A 22486-nucleotide genomic window follows, 5' to 3' on the forward strand; every position below is an offset into this window, starting at 1 on the left:
GCGTTACATCTGCATCTTCTTCTTGCCCAACAGCGTCAGCGCCAGGCTCCTGCCCGTGCGCATGAAGGGGTAGAGCGCGTTCGACAGGCACGGATTGCGAAAAACGGCGGCGTTGACGCTGTTGAACAGGTCGTTGCCGGTGCTGATCAGCGCCAGTCGGTTGATGCAATCGGCGCCCCAATAGTCCTGGCCGTCCAGATGCAGCAGCATGCCCTGGTTCAAGTCGTAGCCTTGCGCTTTGTATGCCACCGCCATATCCGGGTGGTCGCGCATATTCAGCAGATCAATCGGGCCCACGGCTTTTTGCAGTTGCAGCATCCGCACGTAGTTCGAGCAGAAGGGGCAGTCTCCGTCATATAGCAGGAAGTTCTTGGCGATGGACATGGCGCACCCTATGGTTTGCGCGGGCCTGGAAAGCCCGCCCGTGCGTACAGATTAAAGCGCATTTCGCCCGTCATCAAAAAGTGCCCGCCGTGCCCAAGGGCCAGGCGTTCAAGCTTCGGGCCCCGGACCGCGCAGCCCCTCGGCTTCCTGTGGGCGTCGTTCGCCCGCGCCCCGGTCCTGGGCCCGCCAGCCCGCGCGGAGCTCGGCAATGTGGCGCAGCGCCTTCTGCGACATTTTCCACCAGCCGAATGGCCGCGGATCCGCCAGCATACTCATCGCGCGGGCGTAGTCCAAGGTCAGTCCCGGCGTCCAGGCCATCGTGATGGCGCGCTTGCGGATTTGCGAGGCCACCCAAAGCTCGGGCGTCAGCAGTAGCCGGATCAGGACACCCCATCCCGCCCGGCTGCCATGCAGGCGGCCGACCACGCCGTCCAGCGCGGCGTCAAGCGCACGCGCCACCGAACTCGAGCAATTGCGATGGGTCAGGTTGTAGGTGCTGTCCTGCCGGTATTCACTCCAGAACGCGGCCAGCTTTTCCGCGTCGTAATTCCGGATGCGCACCCGCGTGGTCGACGGGCACCAGGCCTTGGACTCGGTCGCGTAATCGGGTTGGTACACGCCGGGAATGTCGTTGTCGGGCGTCGCGCGCAGCAAGTTACCGAACTCGTCGGGCGACCGGTCGATTTCTTCCTTGGGATACAGGCTGATGTAGATGCCCTCCGGGGACTCCAGCGCCGCATGGCCGGTGGAGATCACGCCATTCACGTCGACGGCGGCGATATAGCGGTCGACGAGCGGATAGTTGCGCGTTTGCGCCTTGGCCGACCCGGACGGCGTCCAGACGTGCACGGTAAGGGCCCGTTCAGAGTCCGTCGGGGGGCCATCCCAAACAGGCGCCGGCGCCGCGGGTTCGGCGGGTAGATAATCGGACGAGTCGTTAGCCGCAAACGCTGGGTTAGAGGCCAGGTGTTTGACGCGCCGAGCCAGCCACAGCAATTTCAGGCCAGCGATGGCCAGGAACAGCCCCAGGCAATACGGCACCGTGCCTACGTAGTCCGTGGGGTAGGGCTGGAAGAAGAAAATGGCCAGCAGGATTTCGGCCACCCCGGCGCCAAACGCGTAGCGCCAGCGGTCGTATCGCACGACATAGGCTGCCAAACACTGCAGCACCCCGTCCATCAGGAAAAGCGCGCCGAAGATCATCGACAGCACGAAGTGCCCGTGATGGTGCCCGATCAGGATCAAGCTGCCGGCCAGCAGTACGAAAACGCCCTTGGTGTAGCGCAAAACGCGCTGACCGCCCACGCCGGAAGAGGCGATCAATAACGTGGCCAGCCCTTCAATAATGAAGAGGACGGCAAACGCGTTCAGGGGAAAGTACAGGGCATTGTCAAGCGCGTCGATAAAGACGACGATGCCCGCCGCCAGGAACACGACGCCCAAGCCGAACAGGACGCGCCATCGCTTGCGCAGATAGGGGACGCCCAAAAGCAGCAATACAAGTTGTGGCATGCCAGCGATCCGAGGAGTGGACAGGTAAATTCGGAGTTGACGTCCATGGTACCGAAACCTGCCCGATTCTGAACACGTTAATGCCATTTTTCAATTCGGCTTCGCACCCGTTGCCGGGTGCGGCGGGGCCATCCCACGGCGCGGCCTGCAACCTATCGTCTTAATCGGGCGTTGCCCAAGCCAGGGTCATCGCGTAGGCGCGCACGTCCTGCGGCCAGGTTGCCAGGCATTCGGCAAATTGCGCACGGTCTTCCGCGTACAGCGCCCGGGTCGCTTCCTCGAAGCCAGGCAGGTTCCCAGCCATGCTGGACATGAACCGGTAAGCGGCTTCCTGGCGTTGGCGCAGCTGGTCCCGCGTTTCGTTCTCGCGTCGCGCCTGTTCCACCAGTTTGCGAAGCGCCACCGAGGCGCCGCCGGGCTGCGCGCCCAACCAGTCCCAGTGCCGCGGAAGCAGGGTGACTTCGCGGGGCACCACGCCCAGCTTCGGCCGGCCGCGCCCGCGCGGCGCGGCATCGGCCGAACCGGCCGGGTCCCCGGCGGCGCCGGGCATGACGGCCGGTTTGTCCGCGTTCGGGGGCATGTGACGCGCGATGACCTGCGCATCGTCGCCGCTCAGGTCCAGGTCTGTCTGCTGGCCCGTGCCGTCTTGAAACACCAGCAGTGCCGCGCCGTTCTGATGGCCCAGCGCGCGTTTGACGGCCAGCGCCACGTCGGCCAATGGCCCGGCGGCCAACATGCGGTGGCCTTCGAACGCGGTATAGGAAGGAGGGGTGGCGATGACGTTCATGGCAATAAGGGTCCGAGGCCCGAGTGAAAAGTGAAGCAGGCTCGAATTATGATCCGGGTAAAAACATTCGTCAATATTACCCGGATAAAATAAATTCGTTGTGATTCCACTTCGAGGGCAATAAATCAGGGCCGCATCGCCGATGCGGGCTGGCGCCGTGTTGGCGTTCGGGCGGTGATCCGTCTCCCGCTTTTAGCGCTGCCGAAGGTGCAAAAATTCCGTACAAACCTAGGGTCAACACCTAGTCAAAACATACAGGCGGCGTATAATCTTGCTTTGCGCCCGGAGTTACCCATGCGTCTCGTTCAAAAAGCGCTCACCTTCGACGATGTGTTGTTGGTGCCTGCGTATTCCGAGGTGTTGCCGCGCGACACCTCCCTGGCCACGCGCCTGACTCGCAATATCAGCCTGAATATCCCGCTTGTGTCCGCCGCCATGGACACCGTTACCGAATCGCGTCTGGCCATCGCCATGGCGCAAGAGGGCGGCATCGGGATCATTCACAAGAATTTGTCCGCCGATGCCCAAGCCCGTGAAGTGGCTCGCGTCAAGCGCCACGAATTCGGCATCGTGATCGATCCGGTCACCGTCACCCCCCAGATGAAAGTGCGCGACGCCATTGCGTTGCAGCGCCAGCATGGCATCTCGGGCCTGCCGGTGGTCGAAGGCCGCAAGCTGGTCGGCATCGTGACCAACCGCGATCTGCGTTTTGAAGAAAACCTGGATCAGCCCCTGCGCAACATCATGACGCCGCAGGAACGCCTGGTCACCATGAAGGAAGGCGCCACGCTGGACGAAGCGCAGGCCCTGATGCACAAGCACCGTCTGGAACGCGTGCTGATCGTGAACGACGGCTTTGAACTGCGTGGCCTGGCCACCGTCAAGGACATCGTCAAGAACACCGAACACCCGATGGCCAGCAAAGACGGCCAAGGCCAGTTGCGCGTTGGCGCAGCGGTGGGCGTGGGCGCCGGCACCGAAGAGCGCGTGGAAAAGCTGGTTGCGGCAGGCGTCGACGTCCTGATCGTCGACACGGCCCACGGCCACTCCAAGGGCGTGCTGGAAGGCGTGCGCTGGGTCAAGCAGAACTACCCCAAGGTTGAAGTCATCGGCGGCAACATCGCCACCGCCGCCGCCGCGCGCGCGCTGGTCGAGTACGGCGCCGACGGCGTGAAGGTCGGTATCGGCCCCGGCTCCATCTGCACCACGCGTATCGTCGCGGGTGTGGGCGTGCCGCAGATCCATGCCATCTCCGAAGTCGCCAAGGCGCTGGAAGGCACGGGCGTTCCGCTGATCGCCGACGGTGGCATCCGCTACTCGGGCGACGTCGCCAAGGCGCTGGCCGCCGGCGCATTCGCCTGCATGATGGGCGGCATGTTCGCCGGCACGGAAGAAGCGCCGGGCGAAGTCGTGTTGTTCCAGGGCCGCTCGTACAAGTCGTACCGAGGCATGGGCAGCCTGGGCGCCATGACGGACGGCTCCGCCGACCGCTACTTCCAGGATCCGTCCAACAACGCCGACAAGCTGGTTCCGGAAGGCATCGAAGGCCGCGTCCCCTACAAGGGCAGCGTGCTGGCCATCATCTTCCAGCTGGTCGGTGGCATTCGCGCGTCGATGGGCTATTGCGGCGCCGCCACCATCGACGACATGCGCACCAAGGCCGAATTCGTGGAGATCACCTCCGCCGGCGTGCGCGAGTCCCACGTACACGACGTGCAGATCACCAAGGAAGCGCCCAACTACCGCGCCGACTGATCCACACAGTCAACTACAATGTCATGCATTACGCACCGGCAGAATCGCAAAATCTTGTAGCGGTTCTGCCGGTGCGGTTTTATTTCCAACGGGTAGAGTCTCCATGCACCAGCGCATCCTCATTCTTGACTACGGTTCGCAAGTCACCCAGCTGATCGCCCGCCGCGTGCGCGAAGCCGGCGTCTATTCTGAAGTCCACCCCGGCGACGTCGACGACGCCTTCGTGCGTGAACAGATGGCGCAAGGCCTGAAGGGCATCATCCTGTCCGGCAGCCACGCTTCCGCCTACGAAGAAGGCTCCATGCGCGTGCCGCACGCCGTGTTCGAGCTGGGCGTGCCCGTGCTGGGCATTTGCTACGGCATGCAGTCCATGGCGCAGCAACTGGGCGGCGTGGTCAGCTTCTCGGACCACCGCGAATTCGGCTATGCCGAAGTCCGCGCCCACGGCCACACCAAGCTGCTGGAAGGCCTGGCAGACTTCGACACGCCTGAAGGCCACGGCATGCTGAAGGTCTGGATGAGCCACGGCGACAAGGTCACCGAGCTGCCCCCGGGCTTCAAGCTGATGGCCTCCACGCCGTCGTGTCCCATCGCCGGCATGGCCGACGAAGACCGCCGCTTCTACGCCGTTCAGTTCCACCCCGAAGTCACGCACACCGTTCAAGGCAAGGCCATGCTGGCCCGCTTCGTGAACGAGATCTGCGAATGCCAGGGCGACTGGAACATGCCCGACTACGTCTCCGAGGCCGTTGCCCGCATCCGCGAGCAAGTCGGCACCGACGAAGTCATCCTGGGCCTGTCCGGCGGCGTGGATTCGTCCGTTGCCGCGGCGCTGATCCACAAGGCCATCGGCGACCAGCTCACTTGCGTCTTCGTCGACCACGGCCTGTTGCGCCTGGACGAAGGCAAGCAGGTGATGCAGACCTTCGCTGAAAACATGGGCGTGAAGATCATTCACGTCGATGCCACCGCGCAATTCATGGGCAAGCTGGCCGGCGTTGCCGACCCGGAAGCCAAGCGCAAGATCATCGGCCGCGAATTCGTGGAAGTGTTCCAGGAACAAGCCGGCAAGCAGCAAAGCGCCAAGTGGCTGGCCCAGGGCACGATCTACCCCGACGTTATCGAATCCGCTGGCGCCAAGACGGGCAAGGCCACGTCGATCAAGTCGCACCACAACGTAGGCGGCTTGCCGGACACGCTGAACCTGCAGCTGCTGGAACCCCTGCGCGAACTGTTCAAGGACGAAGTCCGCGAACTGGGCGTGGCCCTGGGCCTGCCGCCGCAGATGGTCTACCGCCACCCGTTCCCGGGTCCGGGTCTGGGCGTGCGGATCCTGGGCGAAGTGAAGCATGAATATGCCGAACTGCTGCGCCGTGCCGATGCGATCTTCATTGAAGAACTGCGGAATACCAAGGACGAGGCCAGCGGTCTGACGTGGTACGAGCTGACGTCGCAAGCGTTCGCCGTGTTCCTGCCGGTGAAGTCGGTGGGCGTGATGGGCGATGGGCGTACTTATGAGTACGTTGTGGCGCTGCGTGCCGTGCAGACGTTTGACTTCATGACGGCCGATTGGGCGCCGCTGCCGCACCCGCTGCTGGCTCGGGTTTCTTCGCGGATCATTAATGAAGTGCGCGGGATTAACCGCGTGGTTTATGACGTCTCGAGCAAGCCGCCGGCGACGATTGAGTGGGAATAACGCCCTTCGGGGGCTACCGCTAGCGACTGCAGTAAGAACGGGAGGCTCGAATTCGAGCCCTCCCGTTTTTTTTGTCCGCACTAAAGCAATCTCGCTAAGCCGCACTTGCTCGTCGCCAGCAAACTAGGGTTATCCGGGATTCTTTATGCTTAAACTTTTGTGAAGAATAAGCGCCAGATGCAGGGCACCGCCGTGATGAGGCATCAAGGCGGTTCACCGGGGTGCGGCACCTGACGCACCGTACGCAGGATCGCGCGGTGGCGCCCCAAAGGAGAATCGCATGCTGCTGCGTAGACATTGCCTGGCCATGATGATGCTGGCGCTGGCTGGTTGGGCGACGGGCAGCCAAGCGCAAACGGCGCCTCAGGCGTGGCCCACCAAGCCGGTGCGCCTGGTCGTGGGGTTGGCCCCTGGCGGGCTGGTCGACGTGCTGGCACGCACGGTACAGCCGCATTTGGCCGAGGCCTTGAAGCAGACCGTTATCGTGGAGAATCGGGGCGGCGCGGGGGGCAACCTGGCGGGCGCCGAGGTCGTGCGCAACGGCGGAGACAACCACACCTTCTTGCTCAATCCATCGACCACCGAATCGGTCAACCCGCTGATGTTCGCCAGCATGCCGTTCGATCCGCAGCGGGATCTGCGGCCGGTCGCCTTGTTGGCCAACAGCCAGTTGTTCCTGTTCGTCCGGTCCTCGCTGGGCGTCGATACGCTCGAAGCGTTCGTCGAATACGCGCGCAAGCAGCCCAATCCGCTCAACTACGGTTCAGCCGGCAATGGCACGACGCCGCATCTGGCTGGCGAGCTGCTCAAGCAGGCTACCGGCATGCAGGCCACCCACGCGCCCTATCGCGGCGTGGCGCCGGCGATACAAGACCTGGCCGCGGGTCAGATTGACTTTGCGTTTGGACCGGCCACGGTCTTTCCCATGGTGCAAGCGGGCAAGCTGAAGGTGCTGGCGGTGGCAAGCCGGCAACGGGCTGCCGTGGCGCCCGACATACGAACCTTTTCTGAGGCCGGCATTGACGGCGTTTTCGCGGACAGCCTGTTCGGCGTGTATGCCGCCGCTGGCACCCGCGACGATGTGGTCGATCGCATGAACGGCGAAATCAATAAGGTACTGGCTCGGCCGGAGATCAAGGCGCGGTTCCTGGACGCCGGCGCCGAGGCGCTACCGCTAAGCGTGGCCGACTACACCGCACGTGTGCAGGACGAGAAGAAATTGTTCGCCCCATTGATAAAGTCGTTGGGGCTGAAGGAACAGTAGAGAAATAAGGAGTCAGACTGCAATTTCGCCGATGCCAGCGCAAAAATGCAGTCTGACTCCATGGTGCATCAACCCAACAGTTCCTTCCGAACAATCTCCGCGCCTTCGCTCAGCGCCAGCAATTTGCCTTTAGCAATAGCGCGCGACAGGGGCGCCATGCCGCAGTTCGTGCACGGATACAGCTTGTCGGCATCCACGAACTTAAGCGCCTTCCGCAGCGTGTTGGCGACTTCTTCCGGCGTTTCAACCTTGTCGCTGGCCACGTCAATGGCGCCGACCATCACCTTCTTGCCGCGAACCAGTTCGAGCAGATCGATCGGCACGTGCGAGTTGTGGCATTCCAGCGAGATGATGTCGATACTAGATTGTTGCAGCTTGGGGAACGATTCCTCGTACTGACGCCATTCCGAACCCAGCGTCTTCTTCCAGTCGGTGTTGGCCTTGATGCCATAGCCATAGCAAATATGCACGGCCGTTTCACACTTAAGGCCTTCAATGGCGCGTTCCAGGGTGGCGATACCCCAATCATTCACTTCGTCGAAGAAGACGTTGAAGGCGGGCTCATCGAATTGGATGATGTCCACGCCTGCGGCTTCCAGTTCGCGGGCTTCCTGGTTCAGGATCTTGGCGAATTCCCAGGCCAGCTTTTCGCGGCTTTTGTAGTGGGCGTCGTACAGCGTGTCAATCATCGTCATGGGACCTGGCAGCGCCCATTTGATGGGTTGCTTGGTCTGCTGACGCAGGAACTTGGCGTCTTCGACGAAAACCGGTTTTTGGCGGCTGACGGCGCCCACCACGGTCGGCACGCTGGCGTCATAGCGATCACGGATTCGAACGGTTTCGCGCTTTTCGAAATCGACGCCGTCGAGATGCTCGATGAACGTCGTGACAAAGTGCTGACGGGTCTGCTCGCCGTCGCTGACGATATCGATGCCGGCGTGCTGTTGCTCTTGCAGCGCCAAGCGCAAGGCGTCTTGTTTGCCCTCGATGAGCTCTTCGTCTTGCAGTTTCCAAGGCGACCACAGTTTTTCAGGCTGTGCCAGCCACGAGGGCTTGGGCAGGCTGCCGGCGGTGGAGGTGGGCAGTAGTTTTTTCATGATCAGGCGGTCTCGTGTGTTTTTTAAGTGATTAGTGCGCGTAGCTGGCGGCCCAGCTTTCCAGCACTTGCTTGTAGGGCTTGATGAAGTGCTCTTCCGTGAACTTTCCCTGCTTCACGGCGAGCTGGCTGCGCTCATCGCGGTCATAGACAATCTGCGTCAGCGAGTAGTCCTGATTATTCAGGCTCGGTTGATAGACCTTCCCCGCGGCGGAATTGGCGTTGTAGATCTCGGGACGGTAGATCTTCTGGAACGTTTCCATCGTGCTGATGATGCTGATCAGCTCAAGGTTCGTGTAGTGGCCAAGCAGGTCGCCCTGAAAGTAAAAGGCCAACGGCGCGGCGCTGCCCGGGGGCATGAAGTAACGGACCTGCAAGCCCATTTTTCCGAAGTACTGGTCCGTCGGCGAGAATTCGTTTTGCTGATATTCAACGCCCAGGATGGGGTGCTGGTTTTCCGTGCGCAGGTACGTCTTGCTGCTTGAGGCGCTGATGCAGATGACAGGCGGCTTGCTGAACCGCGCTTTGTAAGCGCTGGAACCGACAAAGTGCTTGAACAGCTTGCCGTGCAAGTCGCCGAAATCATCAGGCGAGCTGAAGGTGGATTTGTTCTTGTTGTGCTCTTGCAGAAGCACGCTGAAGTCGTAGTCGCGCACGTACGAAGAGAAGTTATTCCCGACGATCCCTTCGATGCGTTCGTTGTTGTGGCGGTCAACGATATTGGTCTTCAAGATTTCAATCAGCGGAAACAGATCACTGCCACCGTTGGCGGCGATGTTCATTTCAACGGAGATGATTTCTAGTTCGACCGTGTAGCGATCCGCCTTGGGGTTGTCCCAATGCGCCAGATTATTGAAGCGCCTGTCGATCATCTTCAGCGTGTTGCGAAGATTCTCCTGGCGGCTCGTGCCCCGCGCCAGATTGGCGAAGTTGGTGGTTATGCGAGTGCCGTCGGAGGGCTGGTAATTTTCATCAAAAGGAATGCTCTTGATGTTGAATGTGAACGCGTTGCTCATGGGGTGTGCTGATTTTGGCGAAAGAAATGCGAAGTCCGGCTGCCGCTTGGCGACGGACGCTATCGCCGCTCCGGGCGGCGGTTGAATTGGCTTTGCGTCAGGCTGCTACCGCTTCTTCTGCGGCGGCAATGCTTGGGTGGCACATCAGTTCGATTAAGGGCAATGCCCGTTGGACCGCCAGTCTGGCCCGCTCGATCAAGGCCTCGTCCTGCAGGCGGTAGTCGGCAAAATCCTTGTCGGTCGCGTACACGCCCAGTGGCAATGTGCGCGCCTGGAAGAAACTGAACAGCGGACGCAATTGGTGATCGATCATCAGGGCATGGCGTTCGCTGCCGCCGGTGGCCGCCAACAAGACGGGCTTGTCGATCAAGGCGTCCTGATGAAGAAAGTCGAAGAAGTGCTTGAACAGCCCCGTGTAGGAGCCCCGATAGACCGGCGTTGTCACCACCAGGATGTCAGCTTGCTCGACCACGCCAAGTTCCCGCTCCACCGTGTCGGGCAATTGGGAGCGCCAAACTGCGCCAGCAAATTGAGGGGCGAGCTGGCCCAGTTCGACCAGGTGTTGTTCGCAGGGAACCGCGTCGGCGATCAGGTCCAGCAGGTGCTCGGCCAGGGCCGCAGACTTGGAGGGGCGTTGCAGTCCGCCGGAAACGGCAACTAGACGGAGTGGACGGGTCATTTTTGCTTCACATGAATGGTTCTACGCGGTGCCGCATCTGCTTTTGTGCAGGTGCAGCAACAAGCCGGCATCGCATACTAGGGTAGGGGAGTGATGAAGTAAAATGGTTTTATTTCACGAATCCATGAGCGGAACTCATCTGAATGCTTGAACGCATCCACCTCAGCATCGTCCAGCAGGTAGAAAAGCAGGGGTCGTTGACAGCCGCCGCGGGCGTCCTGAACCTGACCCAATCTGCCCTGAGCCACAGCATGAAGAAACTGGAGCAGCAACTGGGCACCGACGTCTGGCTGCGGGAAGGTCGAAGCCTGCGCCTGACGCAGGCTGGCCAATACCTGCTGGCGGTGGCGAACCGCGTGCTGCCGCAGCTGGACCTGGCCGAAGAGCGCCTGGGCCAGTTCGCGCAGGGCGAGCGCGGCGCGCTGCGTATCGGCATGGAATGCCACCCTTGCTACCAGTGGCTGCTTAAGGTGGTTTCCCCTTATCTGGCCGCTTGGCCCGACGTGGATGTGGACGTCAAGCAGAAGTTCCAGTTCGGTGGGATCGGCGCGCTCTTCGGTTACGAGATCGACTTGCTGGTCACGCCCGACCCGTTGTTCAAGCCGGGGCTGAAGTTCGAACCCGTGTTCGACTACGAGCAGGTGCTGGTCGTGGCCAGGGGCCATGCCCTGGCAACGGCGGCGTATGTGAAGCCCCAGCAGCTGAATCAGGAAGTGCTCATCAGCTATCCCGTGGACATCGAGCGCCTGGACATCTATAACCAGTTTCTGCTGCCGGCCGGTGTCACGCCCAAGCGCCACAAAGCCATTGAAACCACCGACATCATGGTGCAAATGGTAGCCAGCGGGCGCGGCGTGGCCGCTCTGCCACGCTGGCTGGTCGAGGAGTATGCGGTCAGGATGGACGTCGTGCCGGTGCGGCTGGGTGCGCGTGGCATCGCGAAGCAGATCTTTCTTGGCGCACGCGAGGCAGACACCGCCATCGACTACGTGCGGGCCTTCATCGAACTGGCCCGCCATTCAGCTACCGCCACTGCCGTTGCGCAAGACGCCAATGGATGAACACTATCGTCGAACGCACCCCGCTTGCCGGGCCATTCGGCGTGCCTTTCAGCGATGCCCTTGATTCATTCCAACACCCCCAAATCCCCCGGCCACATTACCGACGCCTATTCGTTGGAGGTCAGCGCGAAGGACATCCCGGCGCTGATCGCAGCGACGCCGCGGATATTGCCGGGGTCGACCATTTCCATTCCCTACCTGCCGGGCCAGGACAACGACGCGCGATTGGCTGCGGCGCGTGCCGTGCGAGAGCTGGGCTTGGTGCCGATGCCGCACTTTTCCGCCCGCCGTATCGCGTCGCTTGCCGAGCTTGAATCCTTCGTCAAGCGCGCGGTCGCCGAGGCCGGCGTTGACCGCTGCTTCGTGATCGCCGGTGATCCGTCGACCCCGATGGGGCCGTTTTCCGACAGTTCCTCGCTGATCGAAACAGGCGTTTTCGAACGCTTGGGCATCCGGGTTGTGGGCGTGGGAGGGCATCCGGAAGGCCATCCAGTCATGAACGCGGCCGACCGGTGGGATGTGCTTGAACGTAAGTGCCAAAGCATCGGCAGGCGCGGCATGACGCCCTTGATTGTCACGCAATTTGGATTCGATGCCGACATCGTGTTGGCGTGGTTGAAAACGCTGCGCGAGCGTGGCATTGAACATCCCGTGCGCGTGGGGGTGCCGGGTCCCGCGGGTATCGCGGTGCTGGCTCGGTATGCTGCGCTGTGCGGCGTTAGCGCATGCGCTTCAATGTGGTCCAAGTACGGCATCTCTCTCGGCAAGCTGTTCGGCACGGCCGGGCCGGATGTTTTGGTGGATCGCTTGGCCGCGGGACTGACGCAAGCCCATGGAAAAGTAAGCCTGCATTTCTTTCCATTCGGAGGCATCGCACAGTCTGTGAAATGGATAGCGCAGTATCGCGCTCGCGCCGAGCGCCCCAGTGATCAGGCGATTGATCATTTGTATTGATGTACCATCGTCCCGCCACTTCCCTGAGAAAAAAGGAAAAAATCTGATGCGCTTAAAGGCTTTTGCTCTCTGCTTGATGACCGGATTTGCGACGTCTGCCGTCGCACAAGACAGCACCCAATCCTTGCAGCATGCCTTGAAGCAGATACCGCAGGCGGTGCTGACCGCGCCGGAAGCGATGCAGATTTTCTTTGTGGACACGCAAGCGTGGCGAGGGCTGGAGAAAAACGGCCCTTCAGCGGACGGCATGCGCAGATTGGCCATGGCGCAATGGATCAGCCCGCTTCAATCGATTGGGTACGGTCTGGATCAATGGTCGGCTAACGCCAAAATCCCGTTTGATGACGTTTTGTATTTCGCTGCATTCGGCCAGACGCCCGGCACAATCACCTATTGGGGATTGAAGGATTCGAAATCCTTGGGAACGTTGGTTGATCATCTTAAGCAGGCCGATTTCTCGGCGGTTGATGGCGACGTTCCAGGCGTTCTCGCGAATGGCGAGGCCAATAAGATGGATATGAAAAAGGCCAATCCAAGAGACCCTTGGAGAGGCACGATGGGCAAGGCGAGCTTTGTTCTGCCTTTGGATACCGCGCTGGTTCAAGCGGCAGCCCCAACGGGTATGAAACTTCTGGCGAAACCCTCGCCGTCGGTTGCGGACAGTGACGTCGTTGGTGCGTCGGTTGCAGGGTTGAAGGACGCCGTTTCTTCCGACCATGGCCAAATTGTGCAGGCTGCGGTCATATCCCCTGTTTTGGGTCTTGAAGGCGTGGATCCGGCAAAGGTGCTGCCCGCCAATCCCAAAGATATCGAAGCCGCGAAACGGAATCTTCAGGCGGCGGTGGAATCGAGCCGGCGCGGTATTCCTCCTTACTTCTCCGGCATCATTGCGGACGCCCAGATCAACAACGTGCCCGCAGTCGTGATTTCCCTGGCTTACGCAGATTGCGCCACCGCCAAGCAGGCCGTCGACGGTATTGGCGCTGCGTGGAAAGAAAGCATGGCTGGGGTGGTGGAAGCCAAGGTCTCGGGGCGTACTGTCCAGGCCGGCAGCCTATGTGCCGCAGTCGTCAGCATGGTTTCGCCCAAGGCAGAGAATGCGGGTAATCCGATTCTGTCGCAGGTGATGACGCGCTATATGCAGCGCAACTTCAGCGTGCTGCAAATTGGTTCGTCGCGCTGATCATCGCTAAACTGCAGGTTCCACTCCGGGGTCGATCCCGGAAATCTTGACTCAGATATTGAACATTGTCTAATATTGAACAATGTTCAATATTCGCGTCTGTCATGTCTGATCGATCTCTGCGCAAACAGCAGCAAACCCGCGACCATCTGGCCCAGACGGCAATCCGCCTGTTCGAGCAGAGCGGCTATGACGCCACCACTATGGATCAGATCTCGACGGCGGCGGACGTCGCTCGGGGTACGCTTTACAACCATTTCGCGGACAAGGACGCGATCGTGGCGTATTGGGTAGACACCCAGCTTGCGCAGGGCATCCCGCTGTTGCTGCACCACGTCATGACGCTATCGTCGTTCCAAGAACGGCTGACGGGCATATTCCAGGCGTCGGCGCAGTGGTGGCAAAGCCACTGGGTCTATATCGCGCCGTATCTCAGGCACCGATTCCAACAGGTACAAAGCGACGACGCGGCGTCCGGCTCCGACATGCTTGCCGTGTACGAACGGTTGATTGCCGACGCGCAGGACGCTCTAGAGATTTCCGCGACCACGCCAGCGCCTCAGTTGGCGCGCTATCTGCATTTTCTGTATCTCAGCGCCGTGATGCACGCGCTGGGCAACGCCGACGTTTCGCTTCCGGATGAACTCAAGCAGGCGGCCGCCTTTTTCCTGGCTGGCTGCCGTGCGCCATCCGCCCTCCCGCCGCATGCGGACCCGCCCGCGCGGCGCCGTCCATCCAAGACCAAGGCCTGATCGATCATGTCGCTAAGACCGCTATTGCAGATGTTGTGGAACGGGCAACTTTTTCCCGCCTTGGCCACCAATGCGCTCTACAAACCGTTCTACAAACTGAGCTTTCTGGCGGCGCTGAAAACGTCCGGGCTGATGGACAAACTCGCCAAAGGACCTGTCCCGTTTCAGCAATTGGCCGGGGCTGGCGCCGCCGACGGCAAAGCGGCCGAGGCCCTGCAGGCCTGGCTGCGGATGGGATGCCGGTTAGGGCTGTTGGAACTAGGGCGCGATGGCTACACGCTGAAACGCTTGGCCAGAAAATTGGCGCGGCCTGAGAACGATGCCGCGTTGGCGTTGGCCCAAGAGGCGGCCAGCATGCACCACCGGTTGATCACCGAAACGCCCGCAAAGCTACGCGACGGCGAACTCTGGGACTTGGACAACCAGGACGGGGAATTGACGGCCCGTTCATCCCGCGCGCTAGAGCCGTTTTTGGTCGAAGCCATCACGCGGTTCATGCCGAAAAATGTGCCGTGCAGCCTGCTGGAAGTCGGATGCGGTTCGGCGGTCTACATTCGGTATGCTGCCCGGCACAACCCGCGATTAACGGCGACGGGGCTGGAATTGCAGCCCCGGGTTGCGCAGCTTGCCGAAGCGAACATCACGGCATGGGGGCTGCAAGACCGCGTCACCATTGCCACGGGCGATATCCGCCACCTGGAAGCGGGGCGGGCCTTTGACTGGATCACGTTGTACAACAATATCTATTATTTCCCCGTCGATGAGCGCGTGGCGCTTCTGGCCAAGATCAGGCAATTGCTCACGCCACACGGGACGTTGCTGTTGGCGACCTGCTGCCAGGGCGGTAATCCCGGCATGGAGGCGTTGAATCTGTGGGGCGCCTCTAATCGGCACGGCGGGCGGCTGCCGGGCGTTGATGAAATGCAGCAACAACTGCGCGAAGCCGGCTATTCCAACGTGGAAACGATGCGGCTGATTCCGGGTGACCGCTTTTTCGCTTTTCGCGCCGCAGTCCGGGCTTAGGCCTCGAACAACGCCCGCTCGTCATCGAACACCTGGATCAGGTAGTCGACGACGGCGCGGATCGGGAGGTCCTTGCGGTCCTGCCGCCGAGTCAGCAGCATGATCTCGCGCGGTGGCGGGGCTTGTTCCAGTTTGCAGGGCGCAAGGCCGGGCGTTGTGCGGCCGATATAGTGCGGCAGCAGCGCAATGCCAACGCCCGATTGGGCGGCCGTGGCTTGCGCCACTTGATTGTTGGCGCGGAAGGCCACGCGGGATTTCGGAAAATGCCGCGCCAGCCACGCTGCTTCTGGCAGATACGCGTTGGCTTCGTCAAACCCTACGAACACCGGCGCGGCGCCTTCTTCTATCCGTTTGCCAAGCGTTGGCTCGCCGTAGAAACCGAACGCCATTTGCCCCAACGGCTTTGCAATGAAATCGCCGTCTTGGGGGCGGCCCAAGCGTACCGCGATGTCGGTGACGTGCCGCTCAAGGCTGACCGAGCGCAGATCGGTGGCCAGGTCGATGTCGATGCCGGGATGCCGCAGCGGCAGTTTGGCCAGCCTGCCCACCAGGAATCCCTGCGACAGCGCAGGCGGCGCATTGACCCGAACCAGGCCGCGCGGCGTGCCGTCCGGGCTGCCTCTTCCCAGGGTATGGACGGCGGTCTCCATGTCGCTGGCCGCCGCCATGGCCTGCGTTCCCGCAGGAGTCAGTACATAGCCCTCGGGCCGTCGTTCGACCAGCTTTTCTCCCAGGCTTGCCTCCAGGGATTGCAGGCGGCGCGAGATCGTCGAGTGGTTGGTTGATAGCGCCCGCGCCGCGGCGGAAAGGCTGCCGTAGCGGCCCAGCGCAAGAAATACGCGGATGTCCTGCCAGTCGGGCTCTGTGCGTTTTTTATCAGCCATTGATGAAGAATAGCGGATTTTCGATCAGCGACGATGCGCCTAATGTTCATGGCACGTCAACCAGATTTGTGAGGAAAACACCATGAACCGTGAACAAAAAGTCGCCATTGTCACCGGCGCGTCGCAGGGGCTGGGCGAGGGCATCGCCCGCGCATTTCTCAACCGTGGGTACCGGGTTGTCGGAACGTCCCGGTCGATCAAGCCGTCGGACCATCCCGACTACCTGACCATCGCGGGCGACATCGGCGATCCGGCGACGGGAAGGGAGGTGGTCGCGCAGGCGCTGGCCCGCTTCGGGCGCGTGGACACGCTGATCAACAATGCGGGCATTTTTATTGCCAGTGAATTCACGAACTACACCGGGCAGCAGTATCAGGACATGGTGTCCACCAACCTGACTGGGTTCTTCCATACGACGCAGCATGCGGTCGAGGCCATGCTTAAGCAGGGGGGCGGTCATATCGTGCAGATCACCACGACATTGGTGGATCAGGCGAATTCCAACGTGCCATCGGTTTTGGCATCACTGACCAAGGGTGGCCTGGCGGCCGCAACGCGCAGTTTGGCGATCGAATATGCGTCTCGCAATATCCGCGTGAACGCAGTGTCGCCGGGCATCATCAAGACGCCCATGCACGCCCCGGAAACGCATGGCGCGTTGGCCGCATTGCACCCCATGAAGCGATTGGGCGAGGTCGCCGATGTGACACAGGCGGTACTCTATCTGGAGGACGCCGGTTTCGTGACGGGCGAGATCCTGCATGTTGACGGCGGCCAGGTGGCTGGCGTCTGATCGGCAAGTCAACCCCATGGCGCAGGCCAGGAATGGAGCATTGAGATGCCTTACGTAAACATCAAAGTCACGCGAGAAGGAACGGAACCGGGTGCAACGGCGACCACGCCGGAGCAGAAGCGGGCGCTGATCAAAGGCGTCAGCGACCTGCTTTTTGAAGTCCTGGGAAAGCCGCATGCGTCAACCTTTGTCGTTATTGACGAGGTCGACATGGAGAACTGGGGCGTTGGCGGCGTCACCGTGCCTGAATATCGGGCAAAGCACGCTAAGCCCGATTAAGCGCGCTTTACCGAGCGGCCGCGGCAACCGCGGAAATCGTTTCGCGCTGCGGTTTCCGCCACCATGCCTTGCCCGCGTGGGGCATGTTCAAGTCCACGCGCTCGCCCATTTCGGGCGTCGTCAACGCCACGCTTTTCAAAGAAGCCAGTTCCGCGACGCGTTCGAAGGGTTCCTGCCAGGCATGCATCGCCAGGTCGAACGTCCCGTTATGTATGGGCAGCAACCAGCGGCCGCGCAAATCCAAATGGGCTTGTAGCGTCTGTTCCGGCTGCATATGCACGTAGGCCCAGCGCTTGTCGTAGGCGCCGGTTTCCATCAGGGTCAGATCGAACGGGCCGAAGGCGTCGCCGATGGCCTTGAAGCCGTCGAAATAGCCGGTATCGCCGCTGAAGAATACGCGCAGATCCGCGTCTTGGATCACCCATGACGCCCACAGGCTGCGGTCGCTGTCGGTCAAGCCGCGCCCGGAGAAGTGCTGGGCGGGGGTAGCCGTCAGCCGCAATCCCTCGACCTCGGTCGACTGCCACCAGTCCAGTTGTTCCACTTGTTTCGCATCGATTCCCCAAGCGATCAATTGGTCGCCCACGCCCAGCGGCGTGATGAAGCGGCCGGTCTTGCCCGCCAGTTGCATGACGGCGGCATGGTCAAGGTGATCGTAGTGGTTATGGGACAAGATGATCCCCGCAATGGGCGGCAGATCTTCGATGGCGATGGGGGGCGCATGAAAGCGTGCCGGGCCCGCCCATTGCACGGGTGAGGCTCGCTTGGAGAAGACGGGATCGGTCAGCCAGTACTTGCCGCGTAGCTTCAAAAGCACGGTGGAATGGCCAAGGCGATACAGGCTGCGGTCGGGCGCGGCTTCAAGTTGGGCGCGATCCAGGGCGCGCACCGGAATCGGCTGATCGGGAACGGTGCCGGTCGGCTTGTCGAACAGGAAAGCCCAGGTCAGTTTCAGTCCCTGCCAAAAGCCCATGGGCGGGCGCGGCGATACATTGGTGAAGCGCCCATCACGGTGCTGGGGCGATTCCGGATAGCTGGGTGGCGTGCAATGGACGTAGGCGGTAGTGGCGGTCACGGCAAGAATTCCAAGCAGAAGGAGGGCAAGGGCAAAGACGCGAAGACGCTTCATGGAAGCCATCAAAAATGTAGACTGCACAGTGTAGTTTCGTTTTCATGGAAAGTACACCGTGCGGTGTAAAATGAGCTTTCTTTGTCTTGGGCCGCCCCATGTCGACGCCGTCACAACGCCTGACCGATCGGAAGCGCGAGGCCATCATGCGCGCGGCGGTCAATGAATTCCGCACCGCCGGGTACGAAGCCACCAGCATGGACCGCATTGCCGCCGCTGCGGGGGTGTCCAAGCGCACCGTCTACAACCATTTCCCCAGCAAAGACGCGCTATTCGGGCAGATGCTTGAGCAGTTGTGGGATAGCAGCGCCGACAGCGTCGATATGGCCTATCGCGCCGACCTGCCGTTGGATCAACAGCTAAAGCAGTTACTGAAGCAGAAGCTGGATTTGCTGAGCGATCCGAGCTTCATTGATCTGGCGCGCGTGGCGTTGGCTGAGATCATTCATTCCCCCGAGCGGGCACAGCGCATCGTGTGCCGCATGGGAGAAAAGGAAAGCGGCGTAACCGTCTGGATCCAGGCCGCCATCGCAGACGGGCGTCTGATCGGGGTGGATCCCGACTTTGCCGGTCATCAACTGCAGGGCCTGGTGAAGAGCTTCGCGTTCTGGCCCCAGGTCACGTTCGGGCAGCCGCCATTGGGCCCGGAAGAGTGCAAGCGGGTCGCGGATTCGGCGGTGGCAATGTTCCTGGGCTGCTACGCGCGCGGGCAGTAGTGGGGGCTACGCACGCAGCGAGTCATGCGGGAGGCCGCCGAACCGCCGCGTGGCATCGGCCATAGCCAAGCATCAAGGCAAGCCGGTCTATCCCCGGCTCATGATGCTCAAGGCGACGGCCTCGGCGATCTTGATGCCATCCACGCCGGCCGACAGGATTCCGCCCGCGTAGCCGGCGCCTTCGCCCGCCGGGAACAAGCCCTTGGTATTGATGCTTTGCAGCGTCTCGTTGTCGCGCTTGATGCGAATCGGTGAAGACGTGCGCGTTTCCACGCCCGTCAGCACGGCGTCGTGCATGCCGTAGCCCTTGATGGTCTGGTCGAAGGCGGGCAGGGCCTCGCGGATGGCCGTGATGGCGAAGTCGGGCAGCGCGGTAGCCAAGTCGGTCAGGTGCACGCCTGGCGTGTAGGACGGAAGCACGGACCCAAACGCCGTCGACGCCTTGCCCGCGATGAAATCCCCAACCAACTGGCCCGGGGCGCTGTAATCGCCGCCACCCAGTTCAAACGCGCGCGATTCCAGGGCGCGCTGAAAATCCACGCCGGCCAGCACGTGTTCCGGGTAGTCCTGCTCGGGCGAAATCCCCACCACGATGCCCGCGTTGGCATTGCGTTCGTTGCGCGAGTACTGGCTCATGCCGTTGGTGACGACACGGTTGGGTTCGGACGTTGCCGCCACCACCGTGCCGCCCGGGCACATGCAGAAGCTGTATACCGACCGCCCGTTGCTGGCGTGGTGCACCAGTTTGTAGTCCGCGGCGCCCAGAATCGGGTGACCGGCGTTCGGGCCGAAACGCGCCTTGTCGATCAGCGATTGCGGATGTTCGATCCGGAAGCCGACCGAGAACGGCTTGGCTTCCATGAAGACGCCTTGGTCGTGCAGCATCTGGAAGGTGTCGCGCGCGCTGTGGCCGATGGCCAATACGACATGATCGGCTTCGATGTGTTCGCCGTTGGCAAGTGTCACGCCCGTGATCTGGCCGTTTTCGCGCTGCAGCGTTTCGACTTTGCTGGAGAACCGGACTTCACCGCCCAGCTTTGTGATGGTGTCGCGCATGACTTCCACCATGCCCACCAAGCGAAACGTGCCGATGTGAGGCTTGCTGACGTACAGGATTTCTTCCGGGGCGCCGGCCAGCACGAATTCCTTAAGCACCTTTTCGCCGTAATGCTTGGGATCTTTGATCTGGCTGTACAGCTTGCCGTCGGAGAACGTTCCCGCGCCGCCTTCGCCGAATTGCACGTTTGATTCCGGATTCAGCACGCGCTTTCGCCACAGGCCCCATGTATCTTTGGTGCGCTCACGCACCGCCTTGCCGCGTTCCAGGATGATGGGCTTGAAACCCATCTGCGCCAGCACCAGTCCGGCAAACAGGCCACAGGGACCGGTGCCGATGACGATAGGGCGCTTGGCCAGGCCGCTGGGGGCTTGGGCGACGAACTTGTATTCGGTGTCGGGCGTCGGCTTGACGTGGCGGTCGTCATGAAATCGCTTGAGCAGCGTTGCTTCATTTTCGACGTCGATATCCAGTGTGTAGGTCAGCAGGATATTGTGCTTTTTACGCGCATCGTAGCTGCGCAAAAAGATGGTGAAGCCGTGCAGGTCGCTGGCCGGGATGCCCAGTTTTTTCAGAATCGCGGCGGGCAATTCCTCTGGGGTGTGGTTCAACGGCAGCTTGATTTCAGACAGTCGCAACATGCTTGGGTCCAGATGAATGGGCGATCACAACGTCGCCAAACCGGGAATTGTACTGGACGGCGGGGAGGGGCCAGCGCGGCGTCCCGTCAACCGATCAGTCAGTGTCATGGCCTTGCGCCAAGCGGGCATTCCGCAACTTCCCGCCCCAATGGTCTCGTGCAAACAATCACATAGGTGGTTGCCTGCGCGACGCTGCTCTTCTCTCGGGAAATTCGGATTACTACGAATCGATTATGTTCGATTTCCTACGGACTTGATGAGGCGCAATCACTAAAGTGATGCCTGTCCACCGCATGTGTCGCGGCGGCGAAACCCCGACGGAAATACAGCGCTTGCCCTGGATAACCCGGTGCTCGCGTCAAGGTCGCCTGTCGGCTGCAAACGCCTTGATGGCGATAGCAGTTAATCCATCAGTCTCAGGAATCAAAAATGAAACGTAGTACTTTCGCATCCTTCTCCGCAGCCGGCGCATTGATGATGGCTTTGGCGCCCGGCGTGTCCCACGCGCAATGGGATGGTCAGGTCAAATTCGTGGGTAAGATCAGCGATACGACTTGCCTCATCAATGGTGAAGCTCCGGGTATCAACAATATTCTGGAAGTGCCGCTGGGCGAACACACGCCTGGCTTCTTCACGGCTATCAACACGCCTACTGCTGCTGTGCCGTTCGACATCAGCTTGACCGATGACGGCACGAACGCATGCTCAACGGGAAAGCAGGCCAGCGTTGCCTTTGACAACGACGCCGCCAACGTTGACAAGACGTCGGGCAACTTGAAGATCACCAGCACGTCTCCCGCCACCGGCATTCAAATCCAAATCAATGACGCAGGCAATGGGAAGGCCGGCAAGATCCGCCTTGGCAGGGCTCAAACAGACCCGCAAAAGGTGCTGCTGACTGCTTCCGGCGGTGTCCTGACTTACTCCGCCAATTATGTCTCCACCGCCGGTAACGTTTCGGCCGGCACGGCTAACTCGATTATTCCGTTCATGGTGTCGTACCAGTAATCGGCGGTTGAGCCAGTAGGAGCAGTAACCATGACGCTAGTAGTGCGTAGGATTTGTGTTGCGTTAATGGCTGGCGTCATGACCTGGGCCGCTTGCGCCAGTTCGGCGCAGGCGGCTTTAGTGCTGATGGGAACCAGGGTGATATACCCGTCGGATGCCAAGGATGTCACGATTCGGGCGCGTAACGCGGGTTCAGAACCCATGCTTACACAGGTCTGGATTGACGACGGTGGCGTGGGCATCGCGCCGGCCAATATGGTGGTTCCTTTCACGGTGTCTCCGGTCCTTACCCGCATCGACCCGAACTCCAGTGCCGTCATTCGGCTGATGTACACGAACGGCCCTTTGCCGGACGACCGCGAAACACTCTTTTATCTCAATGTGCTTGAGGCGCCTCCGCGTAGCGAGTCCACCTCGTCGGCGATTTTCAGCTTCAGAACGCGTATCAAGCTGTTCTTCCGCCCCGCGGCTTTGCGGGATGGCGCAGAAGACGCGCCGGCGAAGCTTGAATGGAGGCTGGTTACGTCAGGAGGGGGCACCGCGCTAGAGGTCAAGAACCCCACGCCGTACCACGTGTCCATGTCGTCCATCCAATCGGTGGTGGGCGGAAAGGCAACTCCTTTGGGGGCAGGCATGGTCGTGCCCTATGGCGTCGAGCGCTTCAAGCTGCCCAAGGGCGCCACCGCCGAGATCGGCAAGATGCGCGTCGACTACGAGGTCATCAACGACTACGGCGGCCGGCATACGTTGGAACGCGCGTTGTCGCACTAGATGCCCCCGGCGGCTAATCGCGGCTGCCAATCAATTCAGCATTTGT

At 61.2% G+C, this 22486-nt stretch carries 22 protein-coding genes; 13 read left to right on the plus strand and 9 right to left on the minus strand.

Annotated features, from left to right (window positions below; genetic code table 11):
• Positions 1-3: 3 nt before the first annotated feature.
• The 3 genes from ACI0FO_RS21485 to ACI0FO_RS21495 all read right to left on the minus strand — a co-directional run bounded on the left by ACI0FO_RS21485 (position 4) and on the right by ACI0FO_RS21495 (position 2683).
• The gene (locus tag ACI0FO_RS21485; protein ID WP_105556659.1) at positions 4-384 is read right to left on the minus strand and encodes a DCC1-like thiol-disulfide oxidoreductase family protein; all 381 of its coding nucleotides are present in this window, start codon (positions 382-384) and stop codon (positions 4-6) included.
• Positions 385-492: 108 nt separating this feature from the next.
• Complete coding sequence (locus tag ACI0FO_RS21490; RefSeq protein ID WP_416029961.1) at positions 493-1896, minus strand: HdeD family acid-resistance protein; 1404 nt, start codon at positions 1894-1896, stop codon at positions 493-495.
• Positions 1897-2056: 160 nt separating this feature from the next.
• The gene (locus ACI0FO_RS21495; protein WP_416029963.1) at positions 2057-2683 is read right to left on the minus strand and encodes a DUF2239 family protein; all 627 of its coding nucleotides are present in this window, start codon (positions 2681-2683) and stop codon (positions 2057-2059) included.
• Positions 2684-2977: 294 nt separating this feature from the next.
• Between ACI0FO_RS21495 and guaB the strand changes: the two genes are divergently transcribed.
• From guaB to ACI0FO_RS21510, 3 genes are all read left to right on the plus strand, one after another.
• A complete protein-coding gene (guaB, locus tag ACI0FO_RS21500; RefSeq protein WP_006224233.1) occupies positions 2978-4438 on the plus strand; it encodes an IMP dehydrogenase in 1461 nt (486 codons plus the stop codon).
• Positions 4439-4541: 103 nt separating this feature from the next.
• Positions 4542-6134: a glutamine-hydrolyzing GMP synthase gene (gene guaA, locus ACI0FO_RS21505; RefSeq protein ID WP_416029966.1), complete on the plus strand. Its 1593-nt coding sequence runs from the start codon at positions 4542-4544 to the stop codon at positions 6132-6134.
• 280 nt (positions 6135-6414) lie between these two features.
• Entirely contained in the window at positions 6415-7398 is a 984-nt protein-coding gene (locus tag ACI0FO_RS21510; protein ID WP_416029968.1) for a Bug family tripartite tricarboxylate transporter substrate binding protein, read from the plus strand.
• A gap of 68 nt (positions 7399-7466) precedes the next feature.
• On the opposite strand, the gene ACI0FO_RS21515 is transcribed toward ACI0FO_RS21510, so the two are convergent.
• The 3 genes from ACI0FO_RS21515 to msuE form a co-directional block, all read right to left on the minus strand.
• Positions 7467-8495, minus strand: a complete 1029-nt coding sequence (locus ACI0FO_RS21515; protein WP_416029970.1) for a methionine synthase — start codon at positions 8493-8495, stop codon at positions 7467-7469.
• A 31-nt stretch (positions 8496-8526) separates the two neighbouring features.
• A complete protein-coding gene (locus tag ACI0FO_RS21520; protein WP_416029972.1) occupies positions 8527-9510 on the minus strand; it encodes a DUF1852 domain-containing protein in 984 nt (327 codons plus the stop codon).
• 97 nt (positions 9511-9607) lie between these two features.
• Positions 9608-10189 carry an FMN reductase gene (gene msuE, locus ACI0FO_RS21525; protein WP_416029973.1) on the minus strand — a complete coding sequence of 194 codons (582 nt, stop codon included), beginning with the start codon at positions 10187-10189 and terminating at the stop codon, positions 9608-9610.
• 143 nt (positions 10190-10332) lie between these two features.
• Here msuE and ACI0FO_RS21530 point away from each other — a divergent pair, with 143 nt between their 5' ends.
• The 5 genes from ACI0FO_RS21530 (at position 10333) to ACI0FO_RS21550 (ending at position 15162) form a co-directional block, all read left to right on the plus strand.
• The gene (locus ACI0FO_RS21530; protein WP_416029975.1) at positions 10333-11250 is read left to right on the plus strand and encodes a LysR family transcriptional regulator; all 918 of its coding nucleotides are present in this window, start codon (positions 10333-10335) and stop codon (positions 11248-11250) included.
• 24 nt (positions 11251-11274) lie between these two features.
• The gene (locus ACI0FO_RS21535) at positions 11275-12204 is read left to right on the plus strand and encodes a methylenetetrahydrofolate reductase (RefSeq protein ID WP_416029977.1); all 930 of its coding nucleotides are present in this window, start codon (positions 11275-11277) and stop codon (positions 12202-12204) included.
• Entirely contained in the window at positions 12176-13387 is a 1212-nt protein-coding gene (locus tag ACI0FO_RS21540) for a hypothetical protein (protein WP_416029979.1), read from the plus strand. The genes ACI0FO_RS21535 and ACI0FO_RS21540 overlap by 29 nt, the downstream gene beginning before the upstream one ends.
• Before the next feature lie 104 nt (positions 13388-13491).
• Complete coding sequence (locus ACI0FO_RS21545) at positions 13492-14139, plus strand: TetR/AcrR family transcriptional regulator (RefSeq protein WP_416029980.1); 648 nt, start codon at positions 13492-13494, stop codon at positions 14137-14139.
• Positions 14140-14145: 6 nt separating this feature from the next.
• A complete protein-coding gene (locus tag ACI0FO_RS21550; protein ID WP_416029982.1) occupies positions 14146-15162 on the plus strand; it encodes an SAM-dependent methyltransferase in 1017 nt (338 codons plus the stop codon).
• On the opposite strand, the gene ACI0FO_RS21555 is transcribed toward ACI0FO_RS21550, so the two are convergent.
• Entirely contained in the window at positions 15159-16046 is an 888-nt protein-coding gene (locus ACI0FO_RS21555) for a LysR family transcriptional regulator (protein WP_416029984.1), read from the minus strand. The genes ACI0FO_RS21550 and ACI0FO_RS21555 overlap by 4 nt on opposite strands.
• 82 nt (positions 16047-16128) lie before the next feature.
• Here ACI0FO_RS21555 and ACI0FO_RS21560 point away from each other — a divergent pair, with 82 nt between their 5' ends.
• Both ACI0FO_RS21560 and ACI0FO_RS21565 read left to right on the plus strand, forming a co-directional pair.
• Positions 16129-16839, plus strand: a complete 711-nt coding sequence (locus ACI0FO_RS21560; protein WP_416029986.1) for an SDR family NAD(P)-dependent oxidoreductase — start codon at positions 16129-16131, stop codon at positions 16837-16839.
• 45 nt (positions 16840-16884) lie between these two features.
• Positions 16885-17118, plus strand: coding sequence for a tautomerase family protein (locus ACI0FO_RS21565; RefSeq protein WP_416029988.1), 234 nt, complete (start codon positions 16885-16887; stop codon positions 17116-17118).
• Positions 17119-17125: 7 nt separating this feature from the next.
• Here the strand turns inward: ACI0FO_RS21565 and ACI0FO_RS21570 are convergent, their stop codons facing one another.
• On the minus strand, positions 17126-18247 hold the full coding sequence (locus ACI0FO_RS21570; protein ID WP_416029989.1) for an MBL fold metallo-hydrolase: 1122 nt from the start codon (positions 18245-18247) through the stop codon (positions 17126-17128).
• A gap of 98 nt (positions 18248-18345) precedes the next feature.
• On the opposite strand from ACI0FO_RS21570, the gene ACI0FO_RS21575 reads away from it, so the two are divergent.
• On the plus strand, positions 18346-18963 hold the full coding sequence (locus tag ACI0FO_RS21575; RefSeq protein ID WP_416029990.1) for a TetR/AcrR family transcriptional regulator: 618 nt from the start codon (positions 18346-18348) through the stop codon (positions 18961-18963).
• Between the two features lie 87 nt (positions 18964-19050).
• Here ACI0FO_RS21575 and ACI0FO_RS21580 read toward each other — a convergent pair whose 3' ends face one another.
• Entirely contained in the window at positions 19051-20661 is a 1611-nt protein-coding gene (locus tag ACI0FO_RS21580; RefSeq protein ID WP_416029992.1) for an NAD(P)/FAD-dependent oxidoreductase, read from the minus strand.
• Positions 20662-21090: 429 nt separating this feature from the next.
• On the opposite strand from ACI0FO_RS21580, the gene ACI0FO_RS21585 reads away from it, so the two are divergent.
• Positions 21091-21669 (plus strand): fimbrial protein, encoded by a 579-nt coding sequence (locus ACI0FO_RS21585; RefSeq protein ID WP_416029993.1) that lies wholly within the window; start codon positions 21091-21093, stop codon positions 21667-21669.
• Between the two features lie 126 nt (positions 21670-21795).
• On the plus strand, positions 21796-22440 hold the full coding sequence (locus ACI0FO_RS21590; protein ID WP_416030414.1) for a fimbria/pilus periplasmic chaperone: 645 nt from the start codon (positions 21796-21798) through the stop codon (positions 22438-22440).
• The last annotated feature ends 46 nt before the right edge of the window (positions 22441-22486 follow it).

Origin of the sequence: Achromobacter marplatensis, assembly GCF_049060505.1 — a bacterium.
GTDB classification, from domain to species: domain Bacteria; phylum Pseudomonadota; class Gammaproteobacteria; order Burkholderiales; family Burkholderiaceae_B; genus Achromobacter; species Achromobacter marplatensis_A.